Below are 25,398 nucleotides of genomic sequence, written 5' to 3'. Positions count from 1 at the left end.
GATGAAGCGAATAAAACGTCGCAGCAAAAACATCTATAAAATAGATTGTTTTAAGCCGATATTTACGCTTATTTTCGATGTTTCGATAGCGCATCATGGCGTCATTCCACTGATTTGAGGAGCACGACCATGCTGCAACTGCGACCCTTCGAAAGCCTCGGCCACGCCAACCATGGCTGGCTCGATGCCCACCACCATTTCTCGTTTGCCGAGTACTACGACCCGGCACGCATGCACTGGGGTAACCTGCGGGTTTGGAACGACGACCTGATCGCAGCCGGCAGCGGCTTCCCGCCGCACCCGCACCGCGACATGGAAATCATCACTTATGTGCGTGAAGGCGCGATCAGCCACCAGGACAGCCTGGGCAACAAGGGCCGTACCGAAGCCGGTGATGTTCAGGTCATGAGCGCCGGTACCGGCATCGTGCACAGCGAGTACAACCTGGAAGATATCGATACACGTATTTTCCAGATCTGGATCGTGCCGGAGCGCACCGGTGAAGCACCGCAGTGGGGTAGCCGGCCGTTCCCCAAAGGCGAGCGCGGTGAGGGCTTCGTGACCTTGGCCAGCGGCCGCGCGGGTGACGAGGACAGCCTGCAGATCCGTACCGATGCCCGTCTGGTGGCTGCCACCCTGCGGGCCGGTGAAACCGCCGAGTACCGCTTCGATGCCGAACGCCGGGGTTACCTGGTGCCGGCCAAGGGGCTGGTGGAGATCAACGGATTGCGGGCCAAGGCGCGCGATGGCGTGGCGATCGAGCAGGAAGCGGTGCTGCGGGTGACCGCCATCGAGGACAGCGAGATCGTGCTCGTGGATGTGGCCTGAAAACCAGGCCTGTGACAACCCATGTCGCAGCGCAAGGCGGCTCCCCTGGAACAACCGCTAACCCGTCGGTTTAGCAGTGTTTTGTGGGGGCTGGCTTGCTGCGCTGGAGCTCCCGGCCATCGCAAGCAGCGATCATGCATTGGCGCCATCAGCCAGCCTGCACTAGCGTTGTGCTACCAGCCAGCCCAACGTTCCTGCGGAGCACTCGATCATCATGCCGGACCTGCGCCCGAACCCGACGCTGTGCCTGGCGTACCGTGCCGAACAGCCCATCCACCACGCGTTCATCAAACAGGCCAGCCGCTGCCCGGCGGCCATTGCCATCATTGGCCAGCACACAACCTGCAGCTACTCCCAACTGGAGCAGATCAGCGCGGGCATTGCCGCGTTTCTGGTTAAAAACGCCGCCAGCGGCACCGATCGTGTGGTCATCGTCACCCATCGCAGCGCCGCCCTGGTATACGCCATGCTCGGCTGCCTGCGTGCCGGCCTGGCCTTCACCGTGGCTGACGCCGCTTACCCGGCCGCGCGTATCGAGCAAATCGTCAGCACCCTGAAGCCTGCGGTGATACTGCGCTGCGCCGAGGCCACCGTCGACGTCGGCCAGCCCATGGTCGTCACGGTGCCTGAAGCCCCCGCTGAGGCGCTGCAGGCCTTCCCTGGCCAACCTGTCGCGCTGCCCGCTGTCAGCCCTGAGCAGCCGGCCTACATCACCTTCACCTCGGGCAGCACCGGTGAGCCCAAGGGCATCGTTACCCACCACGCACCGCTGGTGCACTTCATCGACTGGCATGTGCGCCAGCACGGTTTTACCCAGGCCGACACCTTCTCGCTGCTTTCTGGCCTGGGCCACGACCCGGTATACCGCGACGTGTTCACACCACTGTCGCTGGGCGCGACCATTGCCTGCCCGGCCCAGTCGACCCTGACCGATCCCTCACGGCTGGCCGGCTGGCTTCACCAGCACGGTGTGAGCGTGATCCACCTCACCCCGCCGCTGGGCAAGCTGATCGAAACTGGCGTACACCTGAACGGCCAGGTTCTCGACCACCTGCGCTACCTGTTCTGGGGTGGCGATGCACTCAGCCCGACGCAGTACCAGCAGGTCCGCGCCATCGCACCGAATGCCGTCAATGTGAATTTCTACGGCACCACCGAAACCCCTCAGGCCATGGCTTTCCACACCCTCGACCCGGAAATGGACAATGCCCGGGTGCCCTTGGGAAAAGGCATTGCCGATGCACAGTTGCTGGTGGTCAACCCGGCCAACCAGCTGGTCAACGAGGGCGAGACAGGCGAAATCCTGATCCGCAGCCCCTACCTGTCGCGGGGATACTGGGACGACCCGGGGCTGACCGAAGCCAAATTCATCGCCAACCCGTTCACCGCTGACGCGGCCGACCGCTGTTACCGCACGGGTGACCTGGGCACCTATCTGGCCGATGGCAGCGCCCGTTTTCTGGGGCGCGCTGACAGCCAGGTGAAAATCCGGGGGCATCGCATCGAGCTGGCGGAAATCGAGAACGCCATCTGCCGTCACCCGCACATAGGGCAATGCGTGGTCCTGGCCAACCACGACAGTGCATCGACCCGTCTGGTGGCCTATTGCGTCGCGCAGCAGGCCATCCGTGCTGACGAACTGCGCCAGGCCCTCAGCGGCCAGCTGCCTGACTACATGGTTCCGGCGCTGTTCGTGTTCCTTGATGCCCTGCCGCTCACCCCCAACGGCAAGGTCGACAAACGCGCGCTGCCTGCGGCATTTGACGACAGTATCAACCCACCGTTGTCACCCTTGGCCGAAAAGCTGAGTACAGCCTGGGCCCGCATCCTCCAGGTACCGCGCCTGGACGCCAGGTTGAGCTTTGTCGAACTGGGCGGCGACTCGCTGTCGTTCGTACAGGCCTCGCGTGTGCTGGAGGCGCTTATCGGTCACCTGCCTGAACGTTGGGAAACCCTGCCGGTGTGCCAGCTGGCCGAGCTGAGTGCGCCGCCCAAAGGCGCGTGGCGGGTAATGGAAATGCCGGTGTTCATCCGCATGCTCGCCATCATCCTGATTGTGGTCGGCCACCTGGGTGATTTCGACCACTGGCCGATACTCGGCGAAACCTCGGTGCTGTACCTGGTCTCCGGCATCGCCCTGGCGCGCTTTCAGCTCAAGGCCATCGAAGCGCGTGGCGATGCACGCACGCTGCTCAGGCCACTGGCAGCCATCGTGGTGCCAACACTGTTGTACAGCGCATTGATCCAGCTGGTATTCGCCCGGCTGCACTGGCAATCGCTGCTGCTGGTTTCCAACTGGTTCCCCGCCAGCGAGGTCAGCCTGTTCAACTATTGGTACATCGAAGTGTTGGTGCAGATGATCGTGATCATTGGCCTGGTGCTGTCGATCAGGCGCGTGCGCCAGGTGCTGATTGCCGACCCGTTTCGCTGGCTGATCATCGCTGCTTGTGCACTGGTGGCGCTGGATGTGCTCCTCAACCAGTTCGTATTCGACGCCAGCGCCCTGCTCAACCGGGTGCCCCAGCACTTCCTGGCGGTGATGGTACTGGGCATGGCCGTGCACCATGCCGACACGACCTCACGCAAATGGGTGGCCAGTGCAGTGGCCGTGCTGGTGGTTGGCGAGTTGGACCTGATGGCGCTTGCCGGTGTTGGCTGGCAAGCGTTTACACACTATGTCGACATCGCCCTGCCAGCGATGCTGGCACTTGTCTGGTTCCGCTCGGTGCCGGTACCCGCCCTGGTTGCACGGGCAGGTGCGGTGATCGCTTCGTCAACCTTGTATATCTACCTGACGCATTTCCAGTTCGAGTCGGTAGCGGAGCATGTTTTCAGGCACCCGCTGTTCGAGATAGCCCTGGCACTCGCTGGAGGGGTACTGGTGAGCTATTGCTGGAACACCCTGTTGCGTCTGCTGTTTACCCGCAGGCGCAAGCAGCATCAGGCGCGTGGAGCCGATACAGCTGAACGCGCCACCTCTGCCTGAACGAAGATGACCCGCCAGCGCATGCACTACTCGCGTCCGGCCAGTTCAGCCAGCACCTCGGCCGAGGTGGTGACCTGGCGGAAGTGGTGCTTCCACAGGTCAGTCCCCAGCTTGCCCGAGCGGTCCAGCGACGACCCTATTGTCATGTCTGTCACCAGCGTGGGCATCAGCCCTGCATCGAACAGGGCAAAGCCGGCGGCCAGCACGCAGGTTTCGGTCTGCAACCCACACACCAGCACCCGCTCTACACCCAGTTGCCGGATGTAGTCGATAGCTTCGGCACTTTGCCCATAGCCATGCTTGACGAACACCTGGTCGGCCTCGACCAGGCTCTCGTCCTCGGCCGCCGGGTGCCAGCCGAGTTGGCGCTCGAACGGCGTGACCTGTTCATCGTGCAACTCGACCGAGGCTATGGTGGGAATGTTCGCTGACAACCGCCGCAAACCATCGACCAGCCACTCGGGCGGGCTGAAGGTGGACTGAACATCGACGATGAGCAAAACCTGGCGCATGAGCGGATTCCGGCACGGGCAAAAGGCGCGGAGTATAACGCGAAGCAACTGCCGTGGTCGCGGGACAAGCCCGGGACAACATTCGGCGACCCCTTGCGCGGGAAAAGGGGGCTGTTGCGCAGCCCCCTGCTGTACCCGTAACAGCTAACCCCAGCGCCCCCTCAACCGGCCAGGATGAAGTCTGCGGCGGTCACCGTGGTTGCATCTGCCACCCCCACCAAACGTATGGAGTCGGCAGCACCGATGCTTACCAAGGTGTCCGCACCAACATCGGCGATGGTCACACTGGCACCAAAGGTGGCTGCGGTGATGTTGAGGGCGGTGATATCCAGCCGGTCCTGGCCACCCGCCGCAATGGCATCGAAATTGATGATCAGGTCGTTGCCAAAGCCTGCAGCGAACTGGAACACATCGTTGCCATCGGTGGCTATCAGGGTGTCGTTACCGGCCCCACCCACCACCGTATCGTTACCTGCCGCACCGTTGAGGAAGTCGTTGCCGGCCCCCCCGATCAGGGTGTCGGTACCCACGTCGCCGAACAATGTGTCGTTACCATCGCCGCCCTGCAGGGTGTCATTGCCGTTGCCGCCATCCAGGCTGTCATCGCCAGCGCCCCCGTTCAGGTTGTCGTTACCGGCCTCCCCCAGCAACGTGTCGTTGCCGCCACCGGCATCGAGGCTGTCGTCCCCCCCTCCACCGCGCAGTTGGTCGTCACCCAGGCCGCCGAACAGCTGGTCGTTCCCGACGTCGCCGTTGAGGATGTCGTTGCCGGCATTGCCGTTGAGCACATCGTTACCGCCGTCGCCGCTGAGCGTGTCATTACCTGCCCCACCGTCGATGATGTTGGCCAGCCCGTTACCAGTGCCGGTGAAGTTGCCCAACCCGGTATACGCCAGGTTCTCGACGTTGGCGGCCATGGTGTGGCTGGCCAGCGTGGTACGTACAAGGTCCGTACCGGCCCCCGTCGCCTCGACCACTACATCCCCGGCGTCATCCACCACATAGGTGTCGTTGCCCACGCCACCCACCAAACGGTCGGCACCCGCACCGCCGTTGAGCAGGTCGTTGCCGGCCCCCCCCGTGAGGGTGTTGGCCAGCGCGTTACCGGTACCGGTAAAGGCGCTGCTGCCGGTATAGGTCAGGTTCTCGACGTTGGCGCCCAGGGTGTAGCTGGCCAGGCTGGTCTGCACCTGGTCCGTGCCACCATTGAGTGCCTCGGTGACGGTATCCCCGGCATTGTCGACCAGGAAGGTATCGTTGCCGGCACCGCCGTTCATGGCATCTGCGCCAAGCCCGCCGTTGAGGGTGTCGTTGCCATCCTCGCCATTGAGGAAGTCGGGGTCGTCACCGCCATTGAGGATGTCGTTGCCAATGCCACCGAACAGCTGGTCGCTGCCGCCCAGGCCGTTGAGCGTGTCGTTGCCGCCCAGGCCCGAAATCACGTCGTTGCCTGTTGTACCGGTCAAAGTGTTGGCCGCATTGGTGCCAACCAGTACTACACCCGGTGGCACGGTAACTGCGGCGGTCGCCGCCGAGGTCAGCGACTCCAGGGTGCCGAAGCCGTCGGTGTAGCGCACGATCACCCGCAGCTGCTGGTTACCCTGGGCGAAGCCAGGGGTGAAGGTGGCCGCCGTAGCCCCGGCGATATCGGCGAAGGTGCCGCCGGTACCTTGCTGCCACTGGAAGCTGAAGGCCCCCAGGCCGTCGATGTCGGCAATTGCGCCGGTGAGTGCGGTCAGCGTCTGGCCCTGGTCGGGTGTGGTGTCACTGATCAGCAACGCACCGGTCGGCGCATCGTTGACGTTGGCCACCGGGTCGAGGATGTCGGAGGCGACGCTTTCCTGCACGCCAAAGTCATCCACGTAGCTGACCACCACGCGCATGTTCTGCCCCACTTGCGCCTGGGTCAGGACGAACGTGCTGCTGATGGCGCCAGCGATGTTGACCCAACCGACACCCCGGTTGGACTGCCACTGGAAGCTGAACTGAGGGTTGCTCAGGCCGTCGGCATCGACGATGGTGGCCGGGTTGGCGGTGAGCGTCTGGTTCTGCACCAGCAGCCCGGTCACGGTCGGCCCGGCGCTCGGCGCGCTGTTCGGCGTCGAATCGACGATTTCCAGCGTGCCCTTGGCATCCTGGTACACCGCACGCACGCGGATGTTCAGGCCGGCGACATCGTCCGTGACGCGGTAGGTCGTACCGGTGGCCCGTGTCGCTTCACCAGCGGCCACTACCGTGATGTCTTCATAAACCCCGGAACCCGGCAGCGCCTCGACTTGCCAGTAGTAGGCCACGGGGCCGTTCACCGCACCGGTCGCATTGCTTGCACTGACATTGTCCGCGTCATGCACGGCGAGGTTGCTGACCCTCAGTAGCTGGCCACTGACTGGCGTATCGTCGCGCAGGCCGGTGGTAGCATCGAGAATCGCCAGGTTGCCGGTGGGGCCGGCGTTGACTGCCGTACCGACGCCAGAGGCCTGCGATCTGTCAGAGAACTGCAGGCGCTCGATGCCGGTCAGGTGGTCGACGCCGTCACGACCGGCCACCAGGTCGGTAACGGTCACCGAGTTGCCATCGACCACCACGCTGTAGTCGGTGGACACCCCTGAGAACACCGCCGTGTCGAAGTGGTCGGTACCGCTGAGGATCTCCCGCACGATCACCAACTGGCCAGGGTTGTAGGTGCCATTGAGCATGAACGGCAGCATCGGCTCCATGCTGTTGAAACTGGCGATTTCCGGGCCGGTGCCATCAGGGTTGGCGCGTACGCTGATGCGCACGTTCAGCCACTTGTCGCCGTCGAGGATATCGTCGCCACCCCGGCCTTCGAGCAAGTCGCTGCCGCTGCCGCCGAGGATGATGTTGCCGCCGTCATAGAAGGTCGCCCCGGCCGCCAGCAGGCCGGCCAGGCCGTCGATCAGGCTGATGTTGGTCAGCACGCTGCCGGTAGCACCTGCAGTAGGCAGCGAGGTGGCGTCTTCGCTGTCGCCGCGCAGGAAGTCGCCATGCGCCGACCCCGACAGGCCTTCCATGATGTCGAACCGCACCAGCGTCGAAGCGCCCGAACCCGGTACCGGTGGCACATCGAAGAAGCGGTCGCTCATGTCGATGGACACGCCCTGGGCCAAGTCCTTGAAGGTTGCCCAGTCGTAGCCCGAGCCACCAATGTAACGGTCGCCAAACCCCAGGCTGCCGACCATGATGTCGTCGCCGCCTTCACCGTTGAACTTGTCGTTCTCGTTGCCGCCAACAAATACGTCGTTGCCGATGACCGGGTCGTTGCCGAGCGGGTCGAAGTTGTCGCCAGGCGCGCCGTCCGAGGTGCCCTTCTCGATCCAGTCGTCACCTTCGTTGCCCATGTCCTGCTCGTTGGCCTTGCTGCCGAGGATGAAGTCATTGCCTTGGCCGCCTATGGCTTCGGAGGCGTCCTCACCGGTGACGATGAAGTCATTGCCGAAACCGCCGATGATCAGGTTGATGCCATTACCGCCGTGCAACACATCGTTGCCGTCACCGCCCTGGATGTTGTCGTCACCGCCCATGTCGCTGATGATGTCGTCGCCGGCCCCACCGCGCAGCTGGTCGTTGCCGTCACCCCCCTCGATGCGGTCGTTGCCGGCATCACCCCAGACCGTGTCGTCGCCTTCGCTGGAGACCAGAATATCGTCCCCGTTGGTGCCGCCCAGCACGATGTGCTCGGCACCGGCATAGCGGATGTAGTGGGTGTCCGGGCCAGCCGTCAGCGGGCTGTCGCGGAACACCACCTGCTCGCCGTTTTCGCCCAGTGGGTCGGCGCTGCCAAGGCCCTCGTTGTACTGCTTGGTCTGGTCCAGTTCCAGGTAGAAGCCAGGGTCGGAGAACACCAGGCCTGGCAGGTGGGTGGCTGAGCTGTTGGCCATGATCAGCTTGGCGAACGAGTTGCTTTCCAGCTCGGCATTCATCGACAGGCCCGCGGTGCGCTCCAAATAGTAGAAGCGGTCGCCGTCCTGCAGTTTCTCCATCTGGTTCTCGAACACGAAGTTGAAGGTGCTGCCGAGCATGCCGCCAAATGGCGCTTTTGCTTCCGCCAGGCCGCCGATCCACAGGTCGATGGCATCGACACCAGTCACGGTGACTGCCTTGAGGTCATCGGCAGTACCCAGTACACCGTCCTTGCCGGGCAAGGTTACGTTGGCCCAGGCGCCGCTGCTGTTGAGGAAGTCCATGCGGTCGGCGGGTGCGCCATCGCCGCCGAACACCAGGGCCATGGCCGCGGCGCGTTTTTCCAGCAGGGTGGTGGCATTGGTGATGGTGCTGTGGGTGCCGTAGGCCGCGATGAAGTTGATCAGCGACTCTGGGTGCTTCAGGTGTTGCACCAGGTCGACCCAGCTGGTGTACGGCTTGAGCTGGGTATCGCCGGTTTGCCCGTAGATTTCGCGGCGCACAGCGTTCAGCGAAGGTATACCGACGTCGCGGCCACGGGCGATGTTGATCGCTGGCAGGTCCAGTGGCAGGCCGAGCAGGTTGTTGCGCAGCGCCTCGGTGACGAACTCGTCGATCTCGTTACCGGCCTGGCGGGTGACCCCGCGCACGATGGCGCTGGTGGCGTCCTCGGGGGTAACGCCACTGGCGGCATAAGCCAGCGGGTTGAGGAAGGCCGCTATCAGCCCCAGTTGCTGGTCGGGGTTGGCGCTGGCCGGGTCCTGGATGACGTTGAAGTCGATGTCGAAGCGGTCGACAGTCTCGGTCAGCATCGAGTGGCCGAAGCGGTACACGGTGTGGGCGAACTCGGCCACGATCGAGGCATCGAGGTCGACGTCGTACACCTGGGTCGGGGCAAAGAACAGGTCGACCCGAGGTTGCACGGTGCGGGCGAACTCCTCGAACACCAGGTGCTGGTACTGCATTTCGGTGCCGAACTTGGCCGCCTGGAACAGCCGCTCGCCATTCCACACCAGGGCACCGATCTCGGCCGGGGTGACTGGCAAGGCGCTGACCGGGTTGAGCAGCCATTCGTTGAGGAAGGCCAGGTCACCCGAGTCGAGCACGGTGTCCATGGTCTGCGCCACCAGCCGGTTGTGCTCGGAGTGGAAGATCGCATGCACGGCGGTCAGGCCGATGTTCTCGTTGACCCGGCCGTCACCGGCGATGTAGTGCGCGTCCAGCAGTTCGTTGTCGTAGGCCAGGTTGGCACCGGTCTGCGGGTTGACCGGCACGGCATTGCCGGCCACGTTGTCGGCATCCGGCGCCAGCACGCCGCCACTGAACACCGGCACGGCATTGTGGGCGATGTCGGCAAGGAACTGGTGCCCGGTACGCACGGCGTTGGTCAGGTCGAGCGGCGCCAGCGGGTTGCCTTCGACCTCCTGGTCATCAGCGGTGCCGGCAATACCGTCCAGGCCTTTCATCACCACCATCGGGTAGCCGTTGGGGCCTTTGATGAAGTTGCCGTAGGCGTCGGTGGCCAGCAGCGGCACGTTGTCGACGTCGGCATCGGTCAGGTTGATGCCGAGCAGGTCGCGGGCCTGGGCCTTGACCACCTTCCAGGTGGCCATGCCGCCAATTTCGGTGTCGTCGGCCGTGCCGAACCTGCCATCAGCGCCCAGGTCGCGATTGGTGATCAATCGGCCCGTGGCGACCGGGCCGTCGTCAGTCATGACATAGGCGCGCAGGAACACCTGGTGCGAGGGATGCGAGCTGTAGGTCTGGTTCTGGTCGACGAACGGCGTGGTGGTGTTGGTGTGTTCGCGGATGTCGTCGGCGTTGCCAAGGATGCCGTCCGGCCCAGGCAGGTTGGTGGCACGGGTTACCACCATGAAGTTGGTGAAGCCACCCTCCACGTACAGCGGGTCATCCGGTTGCAGCGGGATGTAGATGGTACCGGAGCCGCCCTTGGTGACCAGGTCCAGGCCATGGTCGAAGAACTGCCCGAAGAAGGTCATCCACGCGTTGAACGGCGCAGACAGCCCGGCATCGGCAGCGGTGTTCTCGAACAAGTACACGTCATGGTCGTCGGTGGTGCCGAACTGGCCGTCCATACCTGGGCTGGCGACGATGCGCACGCCATCCTTGAGCACGTCGTCGTTGCCTGCGGCGCCGAAGTTGAGCACGCCATCGGCACCCGGGTCATACGCGGTGGCATAGGCTGCCGGGTTGTTGGAGGTCTGGTCGACAATCAGGTTGCTGATGGTACGTGGCTGCGAATCGAACACCGGCCCGCTGGTCTGCTGGTACGACGACCCCGGGATCGCCGGGGAACCTGGGCCGAAGAAACCGGCTGGCGCACCTTCGGCCGGGTTGAATACCGGGTCGGTCACGCGCGGGAAGACGTTGTCGGCGGCACCGTATTGGGTGTTGTTGTTGCCGTTCAGGTTCATCAGGTTGTTGTTCGAGCCATCCACCGCACGCAGGCCCATGGCTGCGCGGACGTTGGGGATCAGCGAGAGGATGTCCTGCCCGGCGGCATCGGCCTCGGCAATCTTGATTTGCGCGAGGATGAAGTTCAGGTCGGAGCGCACCATGTGCAGGCCGGCACCGCCGTCACTGGCATCCACCACCGGGGTGGCCACTGTCGGCACCACGGGCGCGCCAGGTTGCACCACGGTGGTAGGCTGCGAGTACAGCACTTCGGTGGTGCCATGGGCATCCTGATAGATCGCCTTGACCCGCAGGCTCAGCCCGGCCAGGTCTGGCGACACCTTGAACGAAGTGCCATCGGCGCTCTGGAAGGCCAGGTCACCGGCCGGCAGCAGGATGATGTCCTGGAACACACCGCTGCCCGGGTCGGCCTCGAACTGCCAGTAGTAAGACACCGACCGGTCGGCGAGCGAGCCCGTCGGGTTGCCTGCACTGATGTTGTCGGCGTCGAGCACGGCGGCCACGCTCACCGTCAGCATATCACCCACGGTAATCGCACCGCCGTTGCCGTCGAGCAGGGTCGGGCTGCCGGTGGGTTGTGCGTTCACCCCCTCCACCAGTACGCGCTGGCTATCGGCAAACTGCAGGCGCTCGATGTGCAACAGGGTATCGACGCCATCGCGGCCGGCCACGGTGTCGGTCACGGTCCAGACGTCATCGGCGACATCGGCGGTGCCCTTGGTGTTCTGGGTCACCACGTACTCGCTCTGTAGCCCAGAGAATATTGCCGTGTCGAAGGCGGCCCCGCCGGTCGAAGTCCCGGGCAGGATTTCGCGCACGGCCTTGAGTTGGCCGGGGTTGTAGGTGCGGTCAAGCATGAACGGAATCATGTCGGCCATGCTGTCGAAGCTGGCGATTTCCGGGCCGGTGTGGTCGACGTCGCCAGGGGCGTACACGGCGATGCGCACGTTGAGCCACTTGTCGCCATCGATCAGGTCATCGCCACCCCGGCCTTCGATCAGGTCACTGCCATTGCCGCCGAGCATGATGTTGCCGGTGGCAAAGCCGGTGGTGGGCAGGCCGGCATCCGCCAGGAACTGCTGCAGCCCACGTATCAGCGCCACGTTGGTCAGCGCACTGCCGGTGGCGCCGCCATGGTTGAGAATGGTCACGGCATCGACGTCGTCGCCCTTGAGCACATCGGCGTAGGCCGAACCGGACACCCCTTCGACCTCGGCGAACCGATCCAGAATCGATGCCGGCGAAGCGCCCACCGGGTTGAACACGCCAGCGTTCTGGTTAGGCGCGTTGCCATGGGGCTGAGCCAAGGCGGCCAGGCTGAGGTCCACGGTGACACCCACGCGGTCATTCTTGTTGGTGACCCAGTCGAAACCGGACATGCCGTCCATTTTGTCTTGGGCATCGCTGCCGACGAAGATATCGTCGCCGCCCTCACCGATCATTTCGTCAAAGCCGCCGCCCCCGACGAAGATGTCGTTACCAATGACTTCGTCACCCAGCAAGGGTGCGAAGTTGTCACCAGGTGCGCCGTCCTGGGTGCCCTTCTCGATCCAGTCGTCACCTTCGTTACCGGTAGGTGGCAGGTTGGTCTTGGCGCCGAGGATGAAGTCGTCGCCCTGGCCGCCGAAGGTGGTGCTGATGTCCTCGGTGGTGATGATGAAGTCCTGGCCATCGCCGCCCAGGATCAGGTTACCGGCAACCCCCATGCTGCCAGCGACGATCACGTCGTTGCCGGCGTTGCCTTCCAGGCGGTTGTCGCCGAACGAATCGGTGATGATGTCGTCGCCCGCGCCACCCAGCACCGCGTCGTTGCCGGCACCGCCTTCGAGCAGGTCATCACCGGCATCGCCATAGAGGGTATCGTCGCCTTCGCTGGAGATGATGATGTCGTTGCCAGCGGTGCCACCCAGCACCACATGGTCTTCACCGGTGTAATGCAGGAAGTTGCCGTCTGGCCCGACAGTATCGGGGTTATCGCGGATCACCAACGGAACGATTTCAACCCCGTTGATCTCGATGCCGCCAGTGGGGTCGGCCTTGCCGTCGGCACCCAGCCCGGTGAACTGGTTGGCCTGGTTCACTTCCAGGGTAAACGTGGGAGTGAGGAACACGGTGTTGGACAGGTGGGTGACGTCGGAGTTGGCCATGATCAGCTTGGCGAAGGAGTTGTTTTCCAGCTCCGTACCAAAATTCATGCCCGCCGTGCGCGACAGGTAGTAGAAGCGGTCACCGTTCTGCAGCGCTTCCAGCTGGGTTTCGAAGACAAAGTTGAAGCTGGAACCGAGCATGCCGCCAAACGGCATTTTCTTCTCGGCCAGGCCGCCGACCCAGAAGTCGATGGCGTCGACCCCGGTCACGGTCACCCCGGCAATGTCGTCGGCCGTGCCGGCGATGCCGTCCGCGCCGGCCAGCGTCACGTTGGCATAGGCACCGGTGCCGTTGAGGAAGTCGAGGCGGTCAAGGGGGGCGCCGTCTCCGCCAAGTACCAGTGCCACGGCGGCGGCGCGCTTGGCGGCCTCGGTGGTGGCCCCGGTAATGCTGCTGTGGGTGCCGTAGGCGGCAATGAAGTTGATCAGCGACGCCGGGTGCTTGAGGTGGTCGGCAAAGTCGACCCAGCTGATGTAGGGCTTGAGCTGGCTGTCGCCGGTGGCGGCATAGAACTCGCGGCGGGCCTCGTTCAGGCTGGGGATGCCGGTATCACGACCGCGGGCGATGTTCAGCGCAGGCAGGTCAAGTGGCAGGCCGAGCAGGTTGTTGCGCAGGGCTTCGGTGACGAACTCGTCGATCTCGTTGCCCACCTGGCGGGTAACACCGCGGATGATTGCGCCCGCCGCTTCATCGGCCGTGGCCCCGCTACCGGCGAACGCCAGCGGGTTGAGGAACGCGGCAATCAGGCCCAACTGCTGGTCGGGGTTGGCCGGGTCGGCAGAAACCGGGTTGAACGCCGGGTCGTAGCGGTCGACGGTTTCGGTCAGCATCGAGTGGCCGAAGCGGTACACCACATGGGCGAACTCGGCGAGGATGGCCGGGTTGATCGAGGTGTCGTAGCCGTTGGGGGCGAGGAACTCATCGATCTGCGGCTGGATGGTGCGGGCGAACTCTTCGAACACCAGGTGCTGGTACTGCATCTCGGTGCCGAACTTGGCAGCCTGGAACAGCCGCTCGCCATCCCACACCAGCGCGGCGATGCCGGCAGGCGTGGTGGGGATGGCGGTGACGTCGTCGATCAACCACTCATTGAGGAACGCCAGGTCGCCCGCGGCCAGCAGGGTGTCCTTGGTCTGCTGCACCAGGCGGTTATGCTCGGAGTGGAACACATGGTGCACGGCAGTCAGGCCGATGTTCTCGTTCACCCGGCCGTCACCGGCGATGTAGTGCGCGTCGAGCAATTCGTTGTCGTAGGTCAGGTTGTTGCCACCCTGCCCGACCGGCTGTGCGTTGCCCACCAGGGTGTCGGCGTCAGCCTGCAGCGCCCCCCCGACCACCACCGGTGCGGCATTGTGGGCGATATCGTCAAGGAAGCCATGCCCGGTGCTCACGGCATTGGCCAGGCTGATCGGTGCATTGCGGTCGCCCTCGACCAGCTGGGTGACGTCATCGGCGGTGCCAGCAATGCCATCGGCGCCGTTGTTCACGCGCATGACCACCTGCGGCATGCCGTTGGGTCCGCGCAGGAAGTTGCCGTAGGCATCGGTGGCCAGCAGCGGCACGCTATGCACGTCGGCATCGGTCAGGTTGATACCCAGCAGGTCGCGGGCCTGGGCCTTGACCACCGCCCAGGTGGCCATGCCACCGCTTTCGCCGTTGCCATCGTCGGCGGTGCCGAACTTGCCATCGGCGCCCAGATCACGGTTGGTGATCAGGCGCCCGGTAGCCACCGGGTCACCTGCGGCGTTGACCGTGTATTCGCGCAGGAACACCTGGTGCGAGGGGTGCGAGCTGTAGGTCTGGCTCTGGTCGACGAAGGGCGAGGTGGTGTTGGGCTGGCTATCGTCGGCGGTACCCACCACGCCGTCGGCGCCAGCGGTGCGCACGGCGCGGGACAGCACCATGAAGTTGGTCGGGCTGCCGGCCACGAACAGGGGGTCGTCCGGGCGCAGCGGGATGAACACGATGTCGGTGCTGCTCTTGCTGACCAGGTCCAGGCCGTGGTCGAAGAACTGACCGAAGAAAGTCATCCAGGCGTTGAAGCCGGCGGTCAGCCCGGCGTCTGGCGACACGTTCGGGATGAAGAACACAGGCTTGTCGTCAGCGGTGCCGAACACGCCATCGATACCAGGGCTCATCACCGGCGCGGCACCGCCGTTGGCCTCGACGGCGGCCGGGTTGTTGGCTGTCTGGTCGACGATCAGGTTGCTGATGGTGCGCGGTTGCGAATCGACGACATTGCCGGTGCCGACATAGTTGGCGCGGTAAGACGCTTCGAGCAGGCGCAGGAACGAGTTGTCGGCTGCGCCGAACTCGCTCTGCCCGGTGACCAGGTTGTTGTAGCTGCCATCCACCGTGCGCAGGCCAAAGGGTACCTGGCTGTTGGGCAACAGGTCGATCAGGCTGGCGCCATCGGCGTGTGCCTCAGCGATGAAGATCTGTTTGAGGATGAATTCAAGGTCCGACTTGCTGAAATTGGCCATTGCAGTTGCCCTCGATCTGTCCGGAGATGACACAGGGCAACAGGGTCCTTCCCGCGCCCAGTCAGTGTTGACGTGCGCAGAATCTGGTTGGGTGTACCGGGCTCAGTAGCCCAGCACTCGTGTGCTGAAACCTCTGGCCTCTTCTTGGCAAGCAGGCACCCCGTTGCGGAGGGCCCCTGTAAACCGTGCGCAACAGGTGTAACGCACGTGCATCGATCCCAGCTCGCACAGGGCCCGAATACTTCAGACTAAAGTCGTAGGCCAAAAGCTTGTCAATATTTCGTCAAAAAAAATGTTAGGCGATGATAATGCGATGCAACTCACTGTTTTTCTGCAACTTATAAAAAGTTCAAAGTATTTATAGAGCGAAATGATATTACTGGATGTTTCGTTGCAACCTACGCTGCTGTCTGTGGGAGCAACGCAGCGTTTGGGCAATATCGCCATCAGTGCGACCCGCCTGCGAGCCGACCAAGAAGCCACAACAGCCGTTGTACGGGGCGCCGCAAGGGCTTCCCGTTTTGTGATAAAGGGAGGCCTCCGATGCCTAAGCCACCACGCACCCGCTCCGAACTGGCCGACGTGCTGTTTCGCTTGCGCCGCAGCTTCTACGCCCTGGCCGCCTTCAGCGGCGTGATAAACGTCATGATGTTGACGCCAGCCATTTATATGTTGCAGGTGTATGACCGCGCCCTGGTCAGCCGCAACGTCACGACGTTGGGAATGCTCACCTTGCTGGTGGTCGGGCTGTTCCTGCTGATGTCGGCGCTGGAGATGGTTCGCACCCGGGTGTTGATAAGGGTCGGCAACGGCCTGGACATGAGCCTGAACCGGCGCCTCTTCAGCGCTGCCTTCGAACGCAACCTGAGCCGTGCCGGCGGTAACCCGGCCCAGGCCCTGCAGGACTTGGCGCAGGTTCGGCAGTTTCTCACCGGCAACGGCCTGTTCGCGTTCTTCGACGCCCCCTGGACACCGATCTACCTGCTGGTTTGCTACCTGATCCATCCGTGGCTCGGGCTGGTCACCACGATTGGCTCGCTGATCCTCGTCGGCCTGGCCTACCTCACTGAAAAGGCCACGCAAAAACCCTTGGCCGAAGCCAACCAGGCAGCCATGTCGTCGGCCAGCTACGCCAACAACAACCTGCGCAACGCCGAAGTGATCGAAGCCATGGGCATGCTGCCGTCAATCGGCAAGCGCTGGTACCAGGGCCACTTGCGCATCCTGCAGATGCAGACCCTGGCCTCCGACCGCGCGGCGCTGATCAGCAGCACCGGGCGCTTCGTGCGCATCACCCTGCAATCGCTGATCCTCGGCACCGGCGCGCTGCTGGCGATCGAGGGCACGATCACCCCCGGCATGATGATCGCCTGCTCGATCCTGACCGGCCGAGCCCTGGGCCCGGTGGAACAGGTGATCGCCGCGTGGAAGCAACTGCTGGGCTGCCGCCTGGCCTGGGGCAGGCTCAATGACCTGCTGCAGGACTACCCGCAACGGCCACCGAGCATGTCGCTGCAGCGGCCAATGGGCATGCTGGCCGTGGAGAACGTGATCGCCGGCGCCCCTGGCAGCAGCACCAGCATCGTACGCGGGGTGAGCTTCAGCCTGGCCCCGGGTGACAGCCTGGGTGTCATCGGCCCTTCGGCCTCGGGCAAGTCCACCCTCGCCCGCCTGCTGGTAGGTGTGTGGCCGGCCCAGGCCGGCAAGGTGCGCCTGGACGGCGCCGATATCTTCACCTGGAACAAGGCCGAACTGGGCCCGTGGCTGGGCTACCTGCCGCAGGACGTGGAGCTGTTCGAAGGCACCATCGCCGAAAACATCGCCCGCTTTGCCGAGGTGGACAGCGACAAGGTAATCCTTGCCGCCCGCAGCAGCGGTGTACACGACATGATCCTGCGCTTCCCGCAGGGTTACGACACCCGCCTGGCCGCCGATGGCAGCCCATTGTCTGGCGGCCAGAAGCAACGCATCGCGCTGGCCCGCGCCCTGTATGGCGAGCCCAACCTGGTGGTGCTGGACGAACCCAACGCCAACCTCGATGACGTGGGTGAGAAAGCCCTGGTCGATGCCCTGGCCGAGCTCAAGGCACGCGGCGCCACGGTGGTGCTGATCTCCCACCGGCCCAATGTGCTGTGCGCAGTCGACCAGATACTGATGCTGCGCGACGGCGGTGTGCACATGCTTGGCAGCCGCGACGAAGTGTTCGCCGCGCTGCGCAAGGCCGCGGTGATTCCGGCAACGGCTGCGGCACCGCTGGCTTCGGTCAAAGTACGGGAGTAACCGACCATGCAGATGACTCAACATGCCGAACTGATCCCCGCCGAGAGCAGCCACCTGATCGACCTGGACGCGGGCCGCCCGGTACGCTGGGGCGTATGGCTGGTCATTGCCGGCTTCGGCGGCTTCCTGCTGTGGTCCTGCCTGGCGCCACTGGACGCCGGCGTGGTCGCCACCGGTACGGTCAAGGTCACCAGCAACCGAAAGGCGGTCCAGCACCTGAGCGGTGGCACCGTTGAAGCGATCATGGTGCGCGAAGGCGATGTGGTGAAGAAAGGCCAGGAAGTGGTGCGCCTCGATGCCCTGCGTGCAGTGGCCGAACAAGGCGCACTCAGCGCCCAGTACATCGTCAGCAAGACCGTGGAAAACCGCCTGGAAGCCGAGCGCGATGGCCGCGATACCGTCACGTTCGACCCTGCCCTGCTTGAACACTACGCCAATGACCCACGCCTGCTGGCCGCCATGGACCTGCAACAGCGCCTGCTCGATACCCGCCGCGCGGGCCTTGCCGGTGAACTGAGCATCCTTGAAGAAAACCTCACGGCCTCGGCAGTGCAACTAAAGGGCCTGCAGCAGGTGTACGGCGCCCGCGCCTCGCAGATCGGCTTCCTCAACCAGGAACTGCAAGGCACTCGGGTACTGGCCGCCGAAGGTTATGTACCCCGCAACCGCCTGCTGGAGCTGGAACGCAGCAATGCCGACCTGTCCGCCGGCCAGGCCGAAAACCTCAATAACATTGCCCGGGCGCGCAGCCAGGCCACCGAGATCAAGCTGCGCATCCTGCAGCGCCAGCACGACTACCTGAAAGAGGTGGAGTCGCAACTGACCGATACCGCCAAGGAAAACACCACCCTGGCCGACCGCTTGCGCGCACTGGACTATGAAGTGACCCACACGGTGATCCGCTCGCCGATCGACGGCATGGTCCAGGGCCTGAGCATCGCCACGGTCGGCGGCATCATCCAGCCCGGCGCCAAGATCATGGAAGTGGTGCCGCTCGACCAACCGCTGCAGGTCGATGCGATGATCCCGGTGCAGGCGATCGACAAGATGGTCCCAGGCCTTGCCGTGGACATCGCTTTCCCGGCCTTCAACCATGCGCAGACACCGAACATTCCCGGCCGGGTAAAAACCATTTCCGCCGACCGGCTGCTCGACGAAGAAAGCAAGCAGCCGTTCTACCTGGCCCAGGTCGAAGTGACGCCGGCCGGCATGGGCTTGCTGGGCAGCAACCACATCCGCCCCGGCATGCCTGCCACCGTCACCATCAAGACCGGCGAGCGCAACCTGCTCAGCTACCTGCTCAAACCAATGCTCGAACGTGTGGACGCTGCGTTCAAGGAGCAATGACATGAAACGCCCATGCCTGATGGTGTGCCTGCTGGGAGTTGCCGTACAGGCCAGTGCCATGGACCTGAAGCAAGCCTGGGACCTGTTGCAGTACCAGGGCCCGATCTACCGCGCTGCCGTGCATGAGAAACAAGCCGGTGGCGAAAACCGCGCCATCGGCGAGGCCGGCCTGCTGCCGCAGATCAACGCCTCGGCCTACTTCAACCAGGTCAATGGCAGCCAGCGCCAGAATGGCCAGGACAATGACCTCGACTATGACTCCAAGGGCGCCAACGTGCGCCTGCGCCAGCCGCTGTTCAACAAGCAGAAGATGGCCGAGTACCGCCAGGGCCAGCAACGCGCCGACTACAGCGTGGCGGTGTTCGATGCCAAGAGCCAGGACGCAGCGGTGCGCCTGGCCGACGCTTACTTCGACGTGCTGCTGGCCAGCGAAACCATCACCCTGGCCAAGGCCAAGCTGAACGCGTTCGAGGAACAGCTGGCATCGGCGAAGCGGCGCAAGGAACTGGGCGCCGGCACCATCACCGACGTCGACGAGTCGGTGGCCCGGCGCGACCTGGCCGAGGCCGATCTGATCGACGCCCAGGACAACCTGGTCAACGCCCGGCGCAAGCTGGAGGAATACATCGGTGAAACCCCGCAGGCGTTGACCACCCTGCAGGCGAGCTTCAGCACCCCGCCGCTGATGCCGGGCAACCTGCAGGAGTGGCTGGTCAAGGCCCAGGCTGACAGCCCGCTGATTCATGCACGCCGGCACAGCTACGCGCTGGCCGAGGAAGAAGTCAACCGCGCCCGCGCCGGGCATTACCCGACCTTGGATTTCGTGGCGGGCTACACCGCGGGCAGCAGCCAGTCGATTTCCGAGCTGAACCAGCGCAACCACTACAGCTCGATCGGGCTGGAGCTGAACATCCCGCTGTACAGCGGTGGCAGCACCAGTGCCCTGTCCCGCCAGGCCAGCGCCAACAGCTCCAAGGCCCTGGATGAGCTGGACGCCACTCGCCAGGAGGTGATTTCCAACACGACCCGCGAATACCGTGGCGTACAGAGTGGCGCCCTGCGCATTCAAGCATTGGAAAAGGCCGTGGCCTCCAACGAACGTTCGCTGACCTCGACCCGCAAGGGCTTCAAGGAAGGTGGCACCAGCACCAACTCGGATGTGCTCAATGCCGAGGAGCTGCTGTATGACGCCCGCCATGACCTGTTCGAGGCCAAGCTCAACTACCTGATGTCGCGCCTGCGGCTGGCCTCGTCGGTGGGCAGCCTGGGGGATGATGATATCGAGCAGATCAATGATTACCTGGGGCCGGAGCTGATAGTCAGCAATTGATAGCCACCTCAAGCCATGCAGTGTCCCTGCACGAGCAGCCTTGAACTGCGAACAGGCCAGCAAGGCCTGACCGGTGGCAACGGTCCCCAAGGCTGATCAGCAGCGCGCCGGTGGGCGCGGAGTATTACGCGTGGCGCCAGGGCCTGGTCAACGCTCATTGGCGCAGTGGGGGTTGATACCATCTACCCATCGTTCAATCTGCCTGAACGCTTGTGATATTTCGGTGTTCGGCAAGTGGCAGGACTAGCAGGACATACCCTTCGAAAACACCGTAATCACCGCTATCGAAGGTTGCGCTTATCAATGCGAAGCGGGCTGTCTCGTCTATACCCGGTGTATAAACTCCTGCCGAAACGCTACCGGGTCCGTAGCGCACCTCCCAGTTGAAGCCCTCCGGCGGGAACGGGGTTTGACTGACATCCAACACCGCTTTCGTACCAGCCGGGTCAACAGTGGCGCTCAGCGTCATGGGCGTCAACTGCCCCATCTCGGTGATCAGTACACAGGTACTGGTTTGTTGGCTTTCAGGGTCTGTCACCTGGATTTCTTCGACGACATAAGCAACCGTGCCCGTGTCGGCTGGGCTGGTGACCGTCACTGCCTGCCCCGTGCCCACAGGTTCGTCCTGATAACGCCATTGCAAGGTCGCAGGATTGCCGAGCGTCCAGGCATTGAAATCGACGTTTCTGCCTGCCTGGGCAACCACAACCGCAGGGTTGGCTTGCAGCATTTCGCGAACCACGGTGATCAAGGCCTTGCTTTGAATTGCCGGAATCAAAATATTGGTGGCTGTTACCAGCAGGTGTGCGCATGACTTTGTCATGTCGCTGGCACTGGGTGCGGTAAAGAAGCCTCCGTTGATAGAAAGAGGAACACCTTCTGCAATGCCGGAAACGGCCTCAACGGACCAACGTACCCGCGCCCAGGCAGGCTCGGCCTCGAATTTCGTGGTTTTACCTGCGAGCAGGGTAGTTTCCATCGGACTGACGTTGAAATAACCAGCAGCGGGATTTACCTTGCCGAAAAAAGCTATATCGTGCGGGGCCAAGAGTTTTGTCCCCGTAAAAATGCTCTGAAAATTTAACCTCAGCACATCGCTCGCTATTTTACTTGTGCGAGACTCGAAAATCAGATTGGTTTTCAGGTTTTCCACCAAACCATCCTGAAGCGAGACAAACCCCGAAGTACCAAAACTGGTAAGACGTTTCCTGAGCGACTGCCTTAACAAGCCCATCGCCGGCTTTACCAAATACGCGAGAAACTCGCTCGCGGAGCCGGAAGAATCACGTGCAGGCGGAGGCTTTATGTCGCCAAAAACCGGTTGAAAGCCAACCCGCTCGGAAAATTCATAGGATTCGCACACCAGTTGTGTCACGCCTTCGGGATCAAAGCTGTATGTCAACTCTGCTTCATAGTGAAAATCTGCTTGCACACGCGCCAGGAAGTCATCCAGGTCAAAGTCTTCGAAGACCAGTCTGTTTCGTATTTCACCCGTGGCGTCATCGATATTACTAAACCCGACCGTCAGGTTGCCACGCATGGACAGACTCATCTTCCACTGATCATCTACATTGCTGATGGTCAACGCATCGGCCATGTCTATGTTGGCTTCCAAAAACTCAAAAGTCCCCGTCACTGTCCAATGAGTGCCAAACGCAGGAATCGCTACCGTCTCGTCAACCCACTGGTGCGGCAGTGTAATATATCCCGCCTTGCAGACAACTTTCGGTAAATCACCATCACGCCGGAGCAACTCAAACTCAGCATTCTTGATCACACGGCTCAAGGCGCTTACGAACTGCGCGAGCAACAACCGTTCCGTGTTGAACAGGACGGTTGCCGAATAGTCACCGTCATTGGGTATTGCGTACTTGTAATCCGCGCCAGGAAAATTCCCTCCCGCTCCATCCTTCATATCGACAAACAGCACGACTGCACCCTCCACATCGGTGGGCCCCCTTCCCCTGGCCTGGGTACGCAGGCTAAACGAGACGGGGCGATGCAAATCGACATTGAGCTTTGACAAATGGCCAATCGGAAACTGACGCTGTTCATCAGGCAGCGCCGAAAATTTCTGCCTGAAAAACTCGGTCAACAAGCGCGTCTCGCCGGTGTAGCACGGCATGGAAAAATTTTCCGTTTCACTGAGATCCAGACTGATCGTGTCAGTTTCATCCACGTGGCCACCAGACGCCTCCAGATCAATGTCCAGACTCAGATCAGCGTGTTGCACACCCCCTAGCACATCCAACTGGCGCACTTGCCACTGTTGACTCTTGTACATCAGCGAGTACACATTGGCTTCAGCAATTGTCATCAGCAGGTGCGCCCTGTTACCGGCAAGGTTCACATCGAAAATCAACCTAGGCAAAGTGAGATTACAATTGGACAAGGCAAAACGATAGTCAGGCCCGTTGCTGATGAATCCGGAAATGGGCGGTAAACGATCCGCTGTATTGAAGCGCCGGATGGATGTTTGCTTCAATAGCGCATTAATCTTTCCTCCATCAAAGAAGAAAACCATGTCCCAGCCCAACAGACGTGATTCTTCACCTAACCACTTGACCAGTTCTTCGGTTGAATAATCCATGGCACTCTCCATTTGTACATTGCGGGAGCCAAATACTTGAGCGGCTGTTCAGAACACTCGCGCTTCATTTGATGTGCAGACGGATTTCGCTACAACTGGCAGTTTTGTCAGGTGCCATGCCATTTACCTGGTTCATTTTGCCCCTGCCTAGGCCCGAACCACCGCTGTACAGACCGCCCTTTTCGATGCGGTCGTTCACGGTTTCAAGGAAGGTGGTACCAACCCTGAAGGCTGCCGTAGCTGCGACGTATTCCTTCAGGCTATGATCGGTCACCCTGCCGCGGACACCCTGAGCCATGCCCGTAGACCTGCAAGCGTTGTATCCCAGGCTGATCCACCTGATGCTGGATACGGTATTCGTGGTCGACAGGGACAACCAGATCGTGTTCGTCAGTGATGCCTGCAAGACACTGCTGGGCTACGAGGCCTGCGAACTGATCGGTACGCCGATCACCCGCTACATGCACCCTGACGACCTCGCGGCCACGCGCGCCTCGATCATGCGGGTGATGAACGGCCAGCCGCACTACGACTTTTGCAACCGTTACCTTCGCAAGGACGGCAGCGTGGTGCACATTCTGTGGTCGGCCTGCTGGTCTGATGAGGCCCAGGCGCGTATCGGCGTGGCACGGGACGTTACCGCCCAGCGCAAGGCCGAAGACGAACTGCGCTTCCTCGCCCATCATGACCCGCTGACCCGGCTGGCCAACCGCGCCATGTTCAATGAACGGCTGGACACCGCCCTGGCCGCGGCCCGGCGTCACAACCGCAGGCTGGCCTTGCTGTTCCTCGATATCAATGACTTCAAGCAGATCAACGACAACCACGGCCACAGCGTGGGTGACCGGGTACTGTGCACGCTGGCCCGCCGCCTGGAACGCTGCGTAGGGGCGGCTGGCACGGTAGCGCGGATGGGCGGCGACGAATTCACCGTACTGTTGCCCGACTGCCCGTCGCCGGAGGCCATTGCCACGCACGTACAGCACATTCTCGCGGTCATGGCCGAACCGCTCGACGCCGAGTTTGCCGGCATCGATGCACCGTCCTGCAGTATTGGCGTGGCCCGCTTTCCCGAAGACGGCAACGATGCCGACATGTTACTGCGCCATGCTGACGGGCACATGTACCGAATCAAGCGCCAACGCGCTGCGACTGGCTGAAAGCAAGGGCACACCGCATGGCTGAACACCTGCAAGAAACTGCCGGGCAAACACCCGCCTCTGTCGGCCTGGGCCAGGCATTGCTGTTCTGGCTGAAGCTGGGTTTCGTCAGTTTCGGCGGCCCGGCCGGGCAGATTGCGATCATGCACCAGGAGCTGGTGGAGCGGCGCCGCTGGATCAGTGAGCGGCGTTTCCTGCATGCCCTCAACTACTGCATGTTGCTGCCCGGGCCCGAAGCCCAGCAACTGGCCACCTACATCGGCTGGCTGATGCACCGCACCTGGGGCGGGGTGATTGCCGGCGCTCTGTTCGTGCTCCCGTCGCTGTTCATCCTGATCGGCCTGTCGTGGGTGTACCTGACCTGGCGCGAAGTTCCGGTGGTCGCCGGGCTTTTCGAAGGGATCAAGCCGGCCGTGACCGCCATCGTCGTGCATGCCGCCCACCGCATTGGCACGCGGGCGTTGAAGAACGCCTGGCTATGGGCGATTGCCGCGGCCTCGTTCGTGGCCATTTTCGCGCTTGACGTCCCCTTCCCGCTGATCGTGCTGGCGGCCGCACTGCTGGGTTATGTCGGCGGCCGGCTGCGGCCAGCACAGTTCGCGCCCGGTGGGGGCCACAGCGCAGTCAGGGCCCGCCAGTGCCCGGCGCTGATAGACGACAATACCCCGATACCCGCGCACGCCTGCTTCAGCTGGGGCCGCCTGGTGACCTTGCTGCTGACGGTTGCGGCGCTTTGGCTTCTGCCCATGGGCCTGCTGATGGCGACCTTTGGCTGGCACGGCACACTGACGCAAATGGGCTGGTTCTTCACCAAGGCGGCGCTGCTGACTTTCGGCGGTGCCTATGCGGTGCTGCCCTATGTCTATCAAGGGGCTGTCGGCCACTATGGCTGGCTGTCGCCCACGCAGATGATCGATGGCCTGGCGCTGGGCGAGACCACGCCCGGGCCGCTGATCATGGTGGTGGCCTTCGTCGGTTTCGTCGGTGGCTACCTGCAGCCGATGTTCGGCGCCCACCAGGCGTTCCTAGCGGGCGCAGTGGCAGCGAGCCTGGTGACCTGGTTCACCTTCCTGCCCTCGTTCCTGTTCATCCTCGCCGGAGGCCCGCTGGTGGAGTCGACCCATAACGAACTGAAGTTCACCGCCCCACTGACCGGGATCACTGCGGCGGTGGTGGGGGTAATCCTCAACCTTGCGCTGTTCTTCGGCTACCACGTGCTGTGGCCGAACGGGTTCGATGGCGCGTTCCACTGGTCCTCGGCTGTGATAGCGCTCGCGGCGGCTGTGGCGCTGTTCCGCTACAAGCGCGGGGTGATACACGTGTTGATCGGCTGCGCCGTTGCCGGGCTCGCCCTTCATCTTTTCCGCTGATGGAGCC

General features: G+C 62.8%; 11 protein-coding genes. 7 read left to right on the top strand and 4 right to left on the bottom strand.

The window, feature by feature from the left end; translation table 11 throughout:
- The first annotated feature begins 129 nt into the window (after nt 1–129).
- Both V7787_RS10365 and V7787_RS10360 read left to right on the top strand, forming a co-directional pair.
- Nucleotides 130–828: a pirin family protein gene (locus V7787_RS10365; RefSeq protein ID WP_010953491.1), complete on the top strand. Its 699-nt coding sequence runs from the start codon at nt 130–132 to the stop codon at nt 826–828.
- A gap of 214 nt (nt 829–1,042) precedes the next feature.
- On the top strand, nt 1,043–3,814 hold the full coding sequence (locus V7787_RS10360) for an amino acid adenylation domain-containing protein (protein WP_336087848.1): 2,772 nt from the start codon (nt 1,043–1,045) through the stop codon (nt 3,812–3,814).
- Between the two features lie 26 nt (nt 3,815–3,840).
- Here V7787_RS10360 and V7787_RS10355 read toward each other — a convergent pair whose 3' ends face one another.
- Both V7787_RS10355 and V7787_RS10350 read right to left on the bottom strand, forming a co-directional pair.
- Complete coding sequence (locus V7787_RS10355; protein ID WP_064490781.1) at nt 3,841–4,326, bottom strand: isochorismatase family protein; 486 nt, start codon at nt 4,324–4,326, stop codon at nt 3,841–3,843.
- Between the two features lie 161 nt (nt 4,327–4,487).
- Complete coding sequence (locus V7787_RS10350) at nt 4,488–15,314, bottom strand: peroxidase family protein (RefSeq protein WP_336087845.1); 10,827 nt, start codon at nt 15,312–15,314, stop codon at nt 4,488–4,490.
- Between the two features lie 543 nt (nt 15,315–15,857).
- Between V7787_RS10350 and V7787_RS10345 the strand changes: the two genes are divergently transcribed.
- From V7787_RS10345 to V7787_RS10335, 3 genes are read left to right on the top strand one after another with little or no spacing between them, the layout of a single operon-like run.
- The gene (locus V7787_RS10345) at nt 15,858–17,594 is read left to right on the top strand and encodes a type I secretion system permease/ATPase (protein WP_198747225.1); all 1,737 of its coding nucleotides are present in this window, start codon (nt 15,858–15,860) and stop codon (nt 17,592–17,594) included.
- Between the two features lie 6 nt (nt 17,595–17,600).
- The gene (locus V7787_RS10340) at nt 17,601–18,941 is read left to right on the top strand and encodes an HlyD family type I secretion periplasmic adaptor subunit (RefSeq protein ID WP_010953486.1); all 1,341 of its coding nucleotides are present in this window, start codon (nt 17,601–17,603) and stop codon (nt 18,939–18,941) included.
- Between the two features lies 1 nt (nt 18,942).
- On the top strand, nt 18,943–20,271 hold the full coding sequence (locus tag V7787_RS10335; protein ID WP_064490783.1) for a TolC family outer membrane protein: 1,329 nt from the start codon (nt 18,943–18,945) through the stop codon (nt 20,269–20,271).
- Nucleotides 20,272–20,464: 193 nt separating this feature from the next.
- Here V7787_RS10335 and V7787_RS10330 read toward each other — a convergent pair whose 3' ends face one another.
- Entirely contained in the window at nt 20,465–22,861 is a 2,397-nt protein-coding gene (locus V7787_RS10330; protein WP_336087840.1) for a hypothetical protein, read from the bottom strand.
- 64 nt (nt 22,862–22,925) lie between these two features.
- Entirely contained in the window at nt 22,926–23,159 is a 234-nt protein-coding gene (locus tag V7787_RS10325) for a hypothetical protein (protein ID WP_064490785.1), read from the bottom strand.
- On the opposite strand from V7787_RS10325, the gene V7787_RS10320 reads away from it, so the two are divergent.
- Together V7787_RS10320 and chrA are read left to right on the top strand one after the other, a co-directional pair.
- Nucleotides 23,158–24,021 carry a sensor domain-containing diguanylate cyclase gene (locus V7787_RS10320; RefSeq protein WP_104887408.1) on the top strand — a complete coding sequence of 288 codons (864 nt, stop codon included), beginning with the start codon at nt 23,158–23,160 and terminating at the stop codon, nt 24,019–24,021. The genes V7787_RS10325 and V7787_RS10320 overlap by 2 nt on opposite strands.
- Nucleotides 24,022–24,038: 17 nt before the next feature.
- Complete coding sequence (gene chrA / locus V7787_RS10315; RefSeq protein WP_336087837.1) at nt 24,039–25,391, top strand: chromate efflux transporter; 1,353 nt, start codon at nt 24,039–24,041, stop codon at nt 25,389–25,391.
- Nucleotides 25,392–25,398 lie beyond the last annotated feature (7 nt).

The organism is Pseudomonas sp. CGJS7 (genome assembly GCF_036961695.1).
This window is presented reverse-complemented; position numbering and strand designations above follow the sequence as displayed.

Excerpts from the sequence above, each read along its gene's own strand:
- V7787_RS10350 (WP_336087845.1), bottom strand. The coding sequence starts at position 15,314 with ATGGCCAATTTCAGCAAGTCGGACCTTGAATTCATCCTCAAACAGATC.
- V7787_RS10360 (WP_336087848.1), top strand. The coding sequence starts at position 1,043 with ATGCCGGACCTGCGCCCGAACCCGACGCTGTGCCTGGCGTACCGTGCC.
- V7787_RS10340 (WP_010953486.1), top strand. The coding sequence starts at position 17,601 with ATGCAGATGACTCAACATGCCGAACTGATCCCCGCCGAGAGCAGCCAC.
- chrA (WP_336087837.1), top strand. The coding sequence starts at position 24,039 with ATGGCTGAACACCTGCAAGAAACTGCCGGGCAAACACCCGCCTCTGTC.
- V7787_RS10345 (WP_198747225.1), top strand. The coding sequence starts at position 15,858 with ATGCCTAAGCCACCACGCACCCGCTCCGAACTGGCCGACGTGCTGTTT.
- V7787_RS10365 (WP_010953491.1), top strand. The coding sequence starts at position 130 with ATGCTGCAACTGCGACCCTTCGAAAGCCTCGGCCACGCCAACCATGGC.
- V7787_RS10320 (WP_104887408.1), top strand. The coding sequence starts at position 23,158 with ATGCCCGTAGACCTGCAAGCGTTGTATCCCAGGCTGATCCACCTGATG.
- V7787_RS10335 (WP_064490783.1), top strand. The coding sequence starts at position 18,943 with ATGAAACGCCCATGCCTGATGGTGTGCCTGCTGGGAGTTGCCGTACAG.
- V7787_RS10355 (WP_064490781.1), bottom strand. The coding sequence starts at position 4,326 with ATGCGCCAGGTTTTGCTCATCGTCGATGTTCAGTCCACCTTCAGCCCG.
- V7787_RS10325 (WP_064490785.1), bottom strand. The coding sequence starts at position 23,159 with ATGGCTCAGGGTGTCCGCGGCAGGGTGACCGATCATAGCCTGAAGGAA.
- V7787_RS10330 (WP_336087840.1), bottom strand. The coding sequence starts at position 22,861 with ATGGATTATTCAACCGAAGAACTGGTCAAGTGGTTAGGTGAAGAATCA.